Consider the following 11,694-nt stretch of genomic DNA (forward strand, 5'->3'; position numbering starts at 1 on the left):
TTAACATTTGGTTTTAAGGTATTTATGGTTGGTGGATTAGGGTCAATTTTGAGAATTCCAAACAGTTAAACCGCTAGTAATACATACGAGCACTATTGATGCAATCAGAGATTCTAAATTAATCAAGAATGACTATCTCATCAATACTACCGTAAAGGCAGCCAATCTTCGCTTCCACGGGTTTCCAGTCCTTTGGTATTCCCGAAATCCTCAATTCACCAGTAATTTCCTCTTCTGGCAGTAAGTTATGAGCGAAGAAAGATGTATGAGATGTTCTATAGCCAAGCACATAGCCTTTTTCTGTCATAATGGCTCCAAAAAGCAAAGGCATATCTTCTGGCTTTCGAGAATAACTGTTTTTAATTGTCATATTAAGGATAACATCCATTTCGTCTTTATAAGGCTCTGTATGCCAAGAGTTTAGTCTTAAATCAAATTTTTTTCCATCACCCATGTGTATAAGAATCATGTCCCCAATTTTTGCAGTGGGTATCTTTACAGAGAAGTTTTTAGTATCAAGAATTTCTCCAGTTTCATTTATAATCCAAATACGCCCAGTATACTGATATTCTCCCGGAAATCTTTCAAATTCTAACGGAACAGTAGATTTCCATAAAACTATTGACTCATTTGGCTCAAGGTGTACATATTCTTCAAATTCTTTAGTGACATTCTTGCCTTCTATTGTAATTCTGACAAACACTTTTCCAGAATTGAATTCATGTCCAAAACTACCATTTCCGATATTCTTTAGGGTAAGATTGTCTACAAGGATGTCTGTTTCATCAAGAACTGGAGCTTCAGCTCTTACACTTAAATTTTCAATAATTATTTTTGGGATTTTTACAGAACTTTGAACTCTCTCACCTTTCTCATCTTCATTAATATAACTCGAAAAGATAATTAATACCAGCAAAAAAGCTAAAGCAATTACCCCAATTTTTCTCAAATTCATGATTTTCACCCTTTTCCCTATTTGGTTTACTCATAGACTTTTTTCAAAATCCTAAGACTAATCATAGAATCATATGTATTGGCTTAAAGTTTACGCTAATTTAAGGCGTCTCTAGTAACTTACAAGCTTCAATGATTTTGCCAAAAGTGTTACGAAACTCTAGAACTGGTCCTAACCTAGCAGTTTTAAATACTTGGTATACCGACGGTATACCATGTCTACGCACGTTATAAGCTGTAAAATTGATGAAAACGCATTTAGACGATTCGAAGAGATGAGAAAGAAGGTAAACATGAGTAGAAGTGATTTTCTTAGAATGATTATCCAGAAAGCATTTGAAAACTACGAAAACCTAAGGTCAACGAAAGTAAATAGCGAAGACAACGAGGCTGAGATTGCCGAAAGTTCTACTTTTAAGCCTGTGCCTGCCATCGAAGTAAGAGGACCTGAACTTTTTACCATCAAATCGCCCGAAGTTGAAGAACCTGAGCCTAAGCTGGAGGTAGAGCCAGAGAGAGTTGAAATCTATGAGCCAGATTTCGATGAGGATTTAGAAGATTCTGAGGATTCAGAAATAGCTAGATACGAATGTGGAAATTGCGGATATGTGTTCAGCGATCGCTTCAAGTACTGTCCGAATTGTGGTGAAAGATTTGGCTGGTCAGCAGTAGAGTAGAGTTTTGCTTATTTTTTGAACTTTAAGAAGCAGATCCCCTATATCACTATTTTGCCCTATTATAGTATGCGTCGGCTTCACGGACACTATTGAACTGTCTGACTATGCCCTCTTTTCTAATTTCTACTATTTTGAAGTTTTGTGGTTTTTCTTCGTAAAGATAGTTTATTAATTCCTCATTTAAGAACCAGTCACCTTGAACTGCATTGCAGTAAGGACAAACGTTTGCGTAGTACCCCTCTTTGACCATCGAAGTTTTGCGGTAATGGATGTTAGCACCTAATGAGCGAAGATACTTTAGTAACCAGTCTGGCATTTCCTGTCTCCACAGTTCTCCCACTCCTCCCGGAACGAAACTCCACCCTTCAACATTTATAGCTACCGTGATATCCCTTTTACATTTCCAACATTTTTTCTGCCAAACTGCATAGTAAAAGGTCAAATCTGTTGGATTAGGACTCATAGCTAATGTTCCATTCTTGACGTATATTTGGCTATCTGCCTATATCCTTACTACCTCGTGCTACAGTGTTGTTTCCACTACAAATTATGAAAGTTAATTCCTAAAGTACATCAATCATTACTCGTACGCGTTTCGATGAGGGGGAGCACTCACGAAACACGGTTAGAGATTTTTACGACTTAACTCTTGCGATAGCCTAAACTATTTATTCTAACCATGCGAAACTTCTCGCAGGATGACGTGCGAGGCCTGTGGTGGAAAGGGCTACGTTGAGGTGGAGGAGACCTGCAAGGTCTGCGGAGGTTCGGGAAAGGCGAAGAGCTTCGATCCCAAGATAACGGCAGAGCTAAGCGATGAGCAGCTCAAGATGTTCCTTCAGGGTGTGTGCGGAGCCTGCAGGGGGACTGGAAAGATCAAAAGGATGGAGGTGTGCAAGTCCTGCAACGGAACAGGAAAGGCAGGGAAATGCAGGATTTGCGGCAAAAAGGTGATTGGAAACCACGATCTGTGTCCTGAGTGCAGGAGAAAACCTCACGCTTATCTGCTCAAAAACAGCTGCGGTCTGGAGGATGTTAAGTTAAACAGGATTTACGTGGGCAAGGTTTCGGGAGTAACGGATATAGGCGTTTTTGTGAACCTCAACAAGAGGCTCAGGGGCCTAATTCACAGGAGGAACGTTGGAAAGGCCAAGCTGAGCGAGAATGATCAGGTCTTCGTCAAGGTGGAGAACATAAGACCCACGGGCGAGATAGATCTCGTTCTTGGGGAGAATAAGGACTACAGCATAGTCGAGGTCTCCAAAGACGCTCCGCTCTTCAAGATTTCCCAGCTCGACGGGGCAGTTGGGAAGATGATCGAGGTGAGAGGGAAGGTCGAGCACGTCAAGCTCACCGGCGGGCCGACAATATTCACGATTGCAGATGAGACTGGCCTGATCAACGCCGCAGCGTTCGAGGCTGGGGAGAGGGCCTATCCCGAGATAGAGCCGGGGCACGTGGTCAGGATCATCGGGATAGTCAAGAGGAGGGACGTGAAGCTTCAGCTGGAAGTCCTCGAAATGGAGAGGCTGCTGGGGAAGGAAGCGAGTGAGATAGAGAGGTTGATCGAGAGGGAGCTTGAGAGGAAGGCCGAGCCAGAGTTCAGGGGCTTCATGATTGAGAGCGAGGTTCTGGAGAGGCTGAAGGACGGGATGATGGCTGTTGCGAAAGAGCTGAAGAAAGCCGTGCTCGAATCGAGGCCGATAATAATCCGCCACCACTGGGATGCGGATGGCGTTTGCGGGGGTGTGGCCCTCGAAATAGCCCTGCTCGACTACATTGAGAAAGTCCATCCGGATCCCGATGCGAAGAACTATCTGGTAAGGAGGAAGGTTTCGAGAGCTCCGTTCTACGAGCTTGAGGATGTGGTCAAGGATCTGGACGAAAGTCTCGAGGACATGGCGAAGTTTGGAGACAAGATCCCGCTTGTTGTGCTCGTTGACAACGGCTCTGGGCATGAGGACATTCCCGCAGTTGAGCAAATGCTGATCTTCGGGGCGGATGTGATAACCGTGGATCACCACTTCCCGGATGATGAGGTTGACAGCTACTTGCTCCACCACGTCAACCCGTACAAGGTCGGGGGAGACAGCAACTACACATCCGGGGTGCTCTGCACCGAGATAGCGAGGATGATAACGGACAGGGATCTGAAGACCCTCCCAGCAGTTTCCGTGGTCGCGGACAGGGCGGAGGGGGAGGTTGAGAGGTATGTGGAGCTCTCGGGTTACGACAGGGAGATGCTGTACAACATAGGACTTGCTCTCGAGTTTGAGGGGTTCTTCCTGAGGTTCAGGCCCGCGAGCCAGATCATCCACGAGATTCTCGGATTCGGCAGGAAGGACAGGATGCACCGCCTCATCTCCACGCTCTCATCTCACGCAAAGAAGGCCATAGAGGAGAACGTGAAGACGGCAATGGACGGTGTGAGGGTTCAGATCCTGCCCAACGGGATAGCGCTGGCTGCGCTCGACATAGAGAATTACGCGAAGAAGTTCACATTCCCTCCACCCGGGAAGCTCACCGGCGAGGTGCACGACAGGCTTAAGAGCAAGTACGAGCGCATAGTGACCATCGGCTACGGCCCGGACTTTGCGGTGATAAGGAGCGAGGGTGTCAGCCTCGACATCCCGAGGATCGTCAGGGAGCTTCAGGAGGAGATCAACGCGGGAGTTGACGGCGGAGGGCATCTTGTTGTGGGAAGCCTGAAGTTCATTCAGGCCAAGAGAAAGGAGGTGTTGGCCAAGCTCGCCGCAAAGATCGGGAGCATCTGACCGGTTATATCTTTAGTCAACACCCCTACAGTCCACATCTTTCAGAAACGGCTTTATGTCTATCACCGGAGTTCCCGTTACCGCATCCAGCCCCTTTACTGCAAGTGTGCTGCCGCTCATCTCAATTAGCCTCACGACCGCAAGCCCAATCGGGTTTGGCCTCTCAGGCGACCTCGTGGAGAAAACACCCCTCACCTCTTCCGACCCGGGAGGCTTCGCTTTCAGCACGTTTCTGCGCGAAAGGTGGAGCCAGTACAGGATGATGAGCCTGTCGTACCTCTCCAGACCATCAAGCCCCTCGGCAAACTCCTCGTAGATCCTTATCCTGCAGAGCCTGTCGCCGAAAGCACCCTGTCTTGGAGCATCACTTCTTGAGGGATAGCAGTCCACGACCTCACCAATAGGGATTAGATTCATTTTTATCATTTTGAGACGATTCATAAATTTCTTTTTCCCTCCTTCTCCAGAGCTGTTTTCTATCCTAATAATTTTCGCATTGGGCTCTTCAAATTAAGGCGAATCAAGTAGTACCACGGATTGATAAAATACATTATTCGACATATATCAGATAATTAAGAGGGATAAAAGTTTTAAATATCTTTAAACTAGATTGATAAAAACACCTCATCAAAAAAAGGAGGAAAAGGAGGCTAAAAAATGAGCGAGATGGGATATAGGATAAAAGTAAATCTAAAAAATGGGGAGATTGAAGTTGAAGGGGACAAAGAATTCGTTAAAGATGAAATTGAAAAACTCCTTGAAAGAATTGTAGCTAAGTTTAGTCTGGCTTCATCGCTAGAAATGGATAAAGATAAAAAAGACGTATTGACACAATCAGGGGCTGTAACTGAACAAAATATGCTATTTGAATCGTTCGCAGAATTTTATAAAGCAATAGATCCAAAAAAGGAACAAGATAAATCACTGATTGCCGTATACTGGTTCAATAAATTTGAAGGAAAAGATGCTGTCACCCCCAAAGATGTTGTAGAAATATTAAAAGATGCTGGAGTACCCTTACCATCTAATATATCAAGAGATTTAAGAGAACTAGCCAGTGGTAAAAAAGCATACCTTATAAAAGTAAATGTAAAAGGCGGAAGACCTGCTTATAAACTTAGCATGACTGGAGAAAATTATGTGAATAAATTGCTTAGGGTGAATGAATGAGTCATAGTTTAGTAGAGATTATGGACCATGAAATCCCAGAAATCTTACTTCAGAAACTAGAAGAAGTTTATAATAAACTGAAACAAAACTTTTGGCTAGGAAAGTATGAAGAATGCTTAGAAAAAATCGGAAAATTTGTTGAAGTATCAATCCGTGTTTTGGAGCATATAACAACAGGCAACTTTACTTCTTTTGAAGAAGAACTGAGTATTTCAGACACCTTAAAAAAATTTGAAAACCTGCCAAAAAACGATTTTCCTGACTCAGTTAGAATACTAATTCCAAGAGTTCTTTATTCGCTTTACACATTCCGAAGTAAGCGGGGTGGCGCACATATAAAAGGAATAAACCCGAACCACATAGATGCAACCTATGTAGTCTCTGCTTGTGATTGGATTGTAGCAGAGTTAATTAGACTCTACCACACAGGAGACGAAAAAGAAGTATGGGATTTAATTAATTCGTTGGTTGATAAAAAAGTACCAGTGCTTGAAGAGTTTGGGGAAGACATTAAGATTTTAGACACTTCACTACTTGTCCCAGATAAAATATTGCTTATACTCTATAGAAAATACCCCCAATATGTTTCCAAAAAAGACCTTAAAAGATGGGTCCCAACTAAAAGTCCTTCTCATATACCAACAACCTTAAAGAATCTAGACAAAAGGGGATTAATTTATGTGAAGAGAGACTTAGTTAAATTAACAATCAAAGGAATTAAACATGTTGAAGATAACTTACTCAGAAAAGAATTAAAACTTTAGTAACTTAGCTCTTATAATTGCGTGTTCATTTTAGAGGTTGTCACAAATATTGTTTATCGAATAGAGTATTCACTTTGTTGTAATTCTAGTTAAGCTACATCGAGAATTCTACCAAGCGAGAATACAGCGGGCCCGGCGGGATTCGAACCCGCGATCTGCAGCTTAGGAGGCTGCCGCCTTATCCTAGCTAGGCTACGGGCCCAGATGGGGACAGAACCACCACAATCGTCTGTGTTTATAAATATTATGCAAAGTGGGTTTAGAATAAAAGAGCAGTCAGCTACACTAATTCTGCATCACATCAGCCTCACATCCCTCGGCATCACGTTCGTGTTCCCGCAGTTTGTGCACGCATAGTAGGTGAACCTCTCATCCTCATGCAGCGGAACGAACCTGCCGCTTCCACAGACCATACACGCCATTTCCACCACCTTTTGACATGATAAATAATTAGGGATTTAAAAACCTTTTGCTAATGAGGAGCAAAGGTGGGGTGAGAAAACGATTTATGGCTATGGCAATAATTAATTGTTGAAAATTTACGGGGCTGGGAAAATGAGGTTCTGAAGGTGTGGTAAAATTAGCGGTCGCTCAGGTCTCCCCGTAGTACATGGACAGGGAAGGCACGGTAGATGTGGCGTGCAAAGCCATCGAGGAGGCTGGAAGGAAGGGTGCGAGACTGATCGCCTTTCCAGAAACGTCCATCCCCGGGTATCCCTACTGGAGAAGCGCCACAGGATCGAGGTGGGCAGAGTACATGGTCGAGTACCAGAAAAACTCCGTGAGGATTCCCGACGATCTCGGCAGCATACTCGACTCTTCAGGAGATGCGGGCATCACCACTGTCATCGGGGTTAGCGAGCTTGACACAACTGCCGGAAGCAGGACGCTCTACAACACGATTGTCTTCATAAGCTCAGAGGGAGAGGTCATGGGAAGGCACAGGAAGCTGATGCCGACCCACGGGGAGAGGATGGTGTGGGGTCTTGGAGATGGAACCGATCTGAGGACGTACAGAACGGAGCACGGAGTGTTGGGCGGGCTGATATGCTATGAGAACCACATGACTCCTGTTAAGTCATTGCTCGCTCTCATGGGGGAGGAGATCCAACTTCGCGCTATGGCCGGGGTACTGGGTAGCTGAAAGGACAACTGCCAGCAAGAGGAGGTTCGATCCGGAGAGGGACAGCATAACCAGCTGCGACATAGATTCGGCTGTGAGGGAGTATGCCTTCGAAACCCAGACCTTTGTTGTGAGCGCCAACATGTTTCTCGAGCCAGACATCCTTCCTGATGGCTCCTTCGACATCGCCGCTGGCGGAAGTGCAGTTGTCAACCCCTCCGGGCTCTACATCGTGGAGCCGGTGTTTGATGGCGAGACAATCATCTACGCTGAACTCGACCCAGAGGAGAGGATGGCGACAAAAGCGTACTTCGACTGCGTGGGCCACTACAGCCGGTGGGATGTGGTTCAGTTAGTGTACAGGGCTAAGAGCTCCAGACCGCTTGAGCTCTTCGAGAGCGTGAGCGAGGAGGTGCTCTCATCGAGGAAGCTCGAGGAAATCCTGAATGAATACGGCACCAGACTCAAGAAGGTGGAGGAGGTTGTGGAAAAGCTGAGAAATATGCTGGAAAAAGCGGGTTAAACGAACATCTGCTTGGGAGGCTGCTTCGCAGGCTTCGACACCTTCTGAACCGAGTTGAGGAGGTCCTGAGTCGTTATAACATCCCTGCCCTCGACTATCGCCTTGTGGAGCGACGCCTTTATCACCTTCTCCACGAGATCTCTCCCCGAGAAACCCTCCGTAACTCTCGCCACCTCCTCGAGGTTTGCGTTGACCGGGAGCGGAAAGTCCTCGAGGCTCTTCTTGAGTATCATATACCTCTCCTCGCTGTCCGGCATCCTGAACTCGATCTCCTCCTCAAACCTGCTCCGGATTGAGGGGTCGAGCATGTCAATCCTGTTTGTGGCTGCTATAGTGCATATCCCCTCATTCCTCTCTATTCCATCAAGCTCCGTGAGAATCGCGTTTACGACCTCGCTCACATCACCTCTCAGATCCTGATAGCTCCTGTCGAGGGCTATGCTGTCGAACTCGTCAAGAAATACTATGCACGGCGCAACCTGTCTCGCCTTCTCGTAGAGCTCGTGTATCCTCCTCGCCCCATCGCCAACGTGCTCTCCAATAAGCCTCGTGGACTTTACCGAGAGGAATGGGACGTGGGCCTCGTTTGCGAGAGCCTTCGCGGTCATCGTCTTCCCCGTTCCGGGTGGGCCGTAGAAGAGGATGTTCTTCGGAGCCCACTTTCCGAACTTCTCAGGGTTCTTCAGGTACTCCAGAATGATCCTCGCCTTCTTCTTGGCGTCTTCCTGCCCAACAACATCGTCGAGCTTCACGTCCACGACTATCTCGGTGACGATCTCGTTCGACTCGCTCTCCACGAGGAATATCGTGTGGTCTCCCACGAAGCCCTCTTCCGGCTCGCATCCAGTAACCTCGAATGCGAAGTCGGGGAACATCCTGACGTCGAACAGCATCTTCCCCCTGTATACGTACTCTCCCCTCCACTGCTCCTTTGCATAGCGGTCAAAGACCTTGAGGTTGTCTACCTTCGGGTACTCGTGGTAGCTGGCCTTCAGCGGATAGCCCAGAGGGCGCAGGATGACGTATCTGATCTCTCCCTTACTCCTGCCAGTCATTCAAACCGAAAAACTATTTGAACTTATTAATAATCTTTGCCCTTATGAGACTGTTCGTAGCGATCGACATTTCAGAGGAGCTCAGAAAGGAGTTCGTTCCGCTCATTCAGCTCTTATCCGGCTATAAGGGCATAAAGCCCGTGGAACCGGAGAACCTCCACATAACCCTCAAGTTTCTCGGAGAGGTGAACGAGGCGAGGGCAGAGCTCATCAGGGACAGGCTCAGGCAGATAGACTTCGAGCCTTTCGAGATCGAGTTCAGGGGAATAGGCTACTTCCCAAGTCAGAGCTACATGAGGGTAGTTTGGGTGGGCGTGGAAGGAGAGGGAATCTACAGCCTCGCGGAGAAGGTCGAGAGGGAGATGAGGAAGCTGGGATTCAGGAAGGACAAGGACTTCAGGGCCCACCTGACGGTCGGCAGGATTAAGAGAATAGACAGCGAGGCGAGAGCAAGGCTCGCAAGGCAGCTCGAGGACTTCAGCCGGGACTACGGAAGGATGCTCGTGGACAGGTTCAAGCTCAAGAAGTCCACCCTGACGCCAAAGGGCCCGATATACGAGGATGTGGAGGTCTTTGGTGGTAAGACATGAGCAGCATCGAGGAAATTCTCAGGGAAGTCCTTCCGGAAGTGATTCCCGGGGAGGAGCTCGTCAGGAAGGCCAAGAAGGCTGAGGAGGAGCTGAGGAGGAGGCTCGACTCGGCTCTCTCAAATTACCCGGACATAGAGTACAGGTTTCTCGGCAGCTATGCGAGAGACACATGGCTCCCTGAGAGCCTCGAGATCGACGTTTTCCTCCTCTTTCCCGAGCACTACAGCTTTGAGGAGCTCGAGAGGATTGGGATAGAGGTCGGAAAGAGCGTGGTCGACAGCTACGAGATGAGGTATGCCGCACACCCGTACGTCCACGGCCTCGTCGCTGGAGTGGAGGTCGATGTAGTTCCGTGCTACAGGCTGAAGAGCCCCGAGAGGATAAAGAGTGCCGTCGACAGGACCCCTTTCCATCACGAGTGGCTAAAGGACAGGATAAGGGGTAAGGAGAATGACGTGAGGCTGTTAAAGAGGTTTCTGAAGGCAGGAAACCTATACGGGGCGGAGTTCAAGGTCAGGGGGTTTTCGGGATACCTGTGCGAGCTGCTTGTGGTCTTCTACGGATCCTTCGAGAACCTCGTGAGGAACGCGACGAGGTGGAGAAGGGAGATGGTTATTGATGTCGAGAACGGTAAAATCGAGCTGAAGAAAGATCAGCGGAGCCTGTTTGTTGTTGATCCGGTTGACAGGAAGAGGAACGTGGCGGCAAACCTGAGCGTTGACAACTTCGCGAGGTTCGTGGAGAGGTGCAGACTCTTCATCGAGAACCCGTCTCCCGAGTTCTTCAGGACGGCGAGCAGGGCTGTGGATGTGGACAGGTTGAGGGAGGAGCTTGAAGGGAGGTTCGTCTATGCCGTCTCTTTCGAGAGGCCCCCAATAGTGGAGGACAACCTCTACACCCAGCTCGAGAGGGCCGAGAGGAGGATAAGGAAGGTGCTTGAGGATAACGAGTTTCAGGTTTTGAGATCTGGACACCACGCCGGGGAGAGGTGCTACCTGCTCTTCGAAACGACTGCGGGAGAGATTTCTAAGGTGAAGAAGCACTACGGACCGAAAATCGAGAGCTACGAGAACTCTATGAGGTTCCTCAGGAAGAACAGGGAGTACGAGAGGTTCTTCGAGGATGGCAGATACGTGACCTACAGGAGGAGAAAGCTCAGGAGGGCAGAGCAGGTGATAGAGCACGCCATAGCGACCCAGCACGAGTCAATGGGGAAGGATCTCTCAGACTACATAAGAGACGGGTCTGTCCACTCTGGAGAGGAGATCCTCAGCCTCCACGAGCTTCTCGAGTTCCTGACCGAGTTTCTGGGGGTGAGGGAGTGAGGGTAACCTTTCTCGGGACAGGTGTTGCGGTCAGCCTCGAGCAGAAGGCCCAGCAATCTCTGCTCATCGAGGATGACAGGCTAATTCTGATTGACTGCGGTTTTGGATCCATGCTGAGGCTACAGCAGGCCGGTTACGACGTCACGGAGCTTGATGCGATAGTCCTCACGCACTTCCACCTCGACCACTGCGGTGAGCTCATGGGGATCCTCAAGGCGAGGTGGCTTAGTGGGGCTGGTAGGATCGACATCTACGCTCCGGAGGGTGCAAGCAGCTTCATCAGCAGCTTCCTCTCCTCCTCTCCCTATCTCATGGGAAAGCTCAGCTTCAGGGTCAGGGAGGTTGGAGGTGGTGAGAGGTTCTCCATAGGCAACCTCAGGTTCGAGGCGAGGAGGACGGTGCACTCCGTGGAAAGTTTGGGGTATGTGGTCGACGGCCTGCTCATCTCTGGGGACACGTCGGCATTTCCGGAGCTCTACGAGGGTGTTGATGCCGCAATCCACGAGATGTCGCTCGACTTTGGTGGAAAAGCTGATTTCCACACCTCGCCGGAGAACTTCGCAGAAAATGCAGGGGAGTTGAAGAGGGCGTACTTCATCCACCTCTACCCCCCAGCATACGGGAACAGGGAGGAGATAGCGAGGTACCTCGAGAGAGGGGGAATAGCCTCATTCTTCCCCAACGACCTCGACACGCTCGAGCTGTAAAACCGGGCAGACTCCTCACACCCCGGCAACCA

14 protein-coding genes and 1 tRNA gene are annotated in these 11,694 nt (G+C 48.3%); 9 read left to right on the top strand and 6 right to left on the bottom strand.

The genetic code is table 11. From position 1 onward, the window contains the following. Positions 1–118: 118 nt before the first annotated feature. Positions 119–955, bottom strand: coding sequence for a hypothetical protein (locus tag GAH_RS06845; RefSeq protein ID WP_156967416.1), 837 nt, complete (start codon positions 953–955; stop codon positions 119–121). A gap of 214 nt (positions 956–1,169) precedes the next feature. On the opposite strand from GAH_RS06845, the gene GAH_RS06850 reads away from it, so the two are divergent. Continuing rightward, the gene (locus GAH_RS06850) at positions 1,170–1,631 is read left to right on the top strand and encodes a zinc ribbon domain-containing protein (RefSeq protein WP_048095573.1); all 462 of its coding nucleotides are present in this window, start codon (positions 1,170–1,172) and stop codon (positions 1,629–1,631) included. 46 nt (positions 1,632–1,677) lie between these two features. Here the strand turns inward: GAH_RS06850 and GAH_RS06855 are convergent, their stop codons facing one another. After that, on the bottom strand, positions 1,678–2,094 hold the full coding sequence (locus tag GAH_RS06855; RefSeq protein ID WP_156967417.1) for a hypothetical protein: 417 nt from the start codon (positions 2,092–2,094) through the stop codon (positions 1,678–1,680). A gap of 235 nt (positions 2,095–2,329) precedes the next feature. Between GAH_RS06855 and GAH_RS06860 the strand changes: the two genes are divergently transcribed. Then, on the top strand, positions 2,330–4,405 hold the full coding sequence (locus GAH_RS06860; RefSeq protein ID WP_048095575.1) for a DHH family phosphoesterase: 2,076 nt from the start codon (positions 2,330–2,332) through the stop codon (positions 4,403–4,405). A 12-nt stretch (positions 4,406–4,417) separates the two neighbouring features. Here the strand turns inward: GAH_RS06860 and tsaA are convergent, their stop codons facing one another. Continuing rightward, positions 4,418–4,822 carry a tRNA (N6-threonylcarbamoyladenosine(37)-N6)-methyltransferase TrmO gene (tsaA, locus tag GAH_RS06865; RefSeq protein WP_048096814.1) on the bottom strand — a complete coding sequence of 135 codons (405 nt, stop codon included), beginning with the start codon at positions 4,820–4,822 and terminating at the stop codon, positions 4,418–4,420. 240 nt (positions 4,823–5,062) lie between these two features. Here tsaA and GAH_RS06870 point away from each other — a divergent pair, with 240 nt between their 5' ends. After that, positions 5,063–5,575 (top strand): hypothetical protein, encoded by a 513-nt coding sequence (locus GAH_RS06870; RefSeq protein ID WP_048095576.1) that lies wholly within the window; start codon positions 5,063–5,065, stop codon positions 5,573–5,575. Positions 5,576–5,595: 20 nt separating this feature from the next. Then, entirely contained in the window at positions 5,596–6,339 is a 744-nt protein-coding gene (locus tag GAH_RS06875) for a hypothetical protein (protein ID WP_156967418.1), read from the top strand. Between the two features lie 127 nt (positions 6,340–6,466). Here the strand turns inward: GAH_RS06875 and GAH_RS06880 are convergent. Next, positions 6,467–6,541, bottom strand: a tRNA-Arg gene (locus GAH_RS06880). Positions 6,542–6,635: 94 nt separating this feature from the next. Then, positions 6,636–6,761 (bottom strand): hypothetical protein, encoded by a 126-nt coding sequence (locus tag GAH_RS11035; RefSeq protein ID WP_281173920.1) that lies wholly within the window; start codon positions 6,759–6,761, stop codon positions 6,636–6,638. A gap of 188 nt (positions 6,762–6,949) precedes the next feature. On the opposite strand from GAH_RS11035, the gene GAH_RS10410 reads away from it, so the two are divergent. Both GAH_RS10410 and GAH_RS10415 read left to right on the top strand, forming a co-directional pair. Next, positions 6,950–7,483, top strand: coding sequence for a nitrilase-related carbon-nitrogen hydrolase (locus GAH_RS10410; protein WP_052747802.1), 534 nt, complete (start codon positions 6,950–6,952; stop codon positions 7,481–7,483). Between the two features lie 73 nt (positions 7,484–7,556). Next, positions 7,557–7,985, top strand: a complete 429-nt coding sequence (locus GAH_RS10415) for a nitrilase-related carbon-nitrogen hydrolase (protein ID WP_052747803.1) — start codon at positions 7,557–7,559, stop codon at positions 7,983–7,985. Here GAH_RS10415 and GAH_RS06890 read toward each other — a convergent pair. Further along, entirely contained in the window at positions 7,982–9,040 is a 1,059-nt protein-coding gene (locus GAH_RS06890) for an AAA family ATPase (RefSeq protein WP_048095579.1), read from the bottom strand. The two genes, GAH_RS10415 and GAH_RS06890, sit on opposite strands and share 4 nt — an antisense overlap. Positions 9,041–9,084: 44 nt before the next feature. On the opposite strand from GAH_RS06890, the gene thpR reads away from it, so the two are divergent. The 3 genes from thpR to GAH_RS06905 are packed head-to-tail and all read left to right on the top strand — an operon-like array spanning position 9,085 to position 11,662. Further along, positions 9,085–9,630: an RNA 2',3'-cyclic phosphodiesterase gene (thpR, locus tag GAH_RS06895; protein ID WP_048095580.1), complete on the top strand. Its 546-nt coding sequence runs from the start codon at positions 9,085–9,087 to the stop codon at positions 9,628–9,630. Next, positions 9,627–10,955, top strand: coding sequence for a CCA tRNA nucleotidyltransferase (gene cca / locus GAH_RS06900; RefSeq protein WP_048095582.1), 1,329 nt, complete (start codon positions 9,627–9,629; stop codon positions 10,953–10,955). Before thpR ends, cca begins: the two co-directional genes overlap by 4 nt. Next, a complete protein-coding gene (locus GAH_RS06905) occupies positions 10,952–11,662 on the top strand; it encodes an MBL fold metallo-hydrolase (protein WP_048095584.1) in 711 nt (236 codons plus the stop codon). Before cca ends, GAH_RS06905 begins: the two co-directional genes overlap by 4 nt. Positions 11,663–11,694 lie beyond the last annotated feature (32 nt).

Origin of the sequence: Geoglobus ahangari (assembly GCF_001006045.1) — an archaeon.
GTDB classification, from domain to species: Archaea; Halobacteriota; Archaeoglobi; order Archaeoglobales; family Archaeoglobaceae; genus Geoglobus; species Geoglobus ahangari.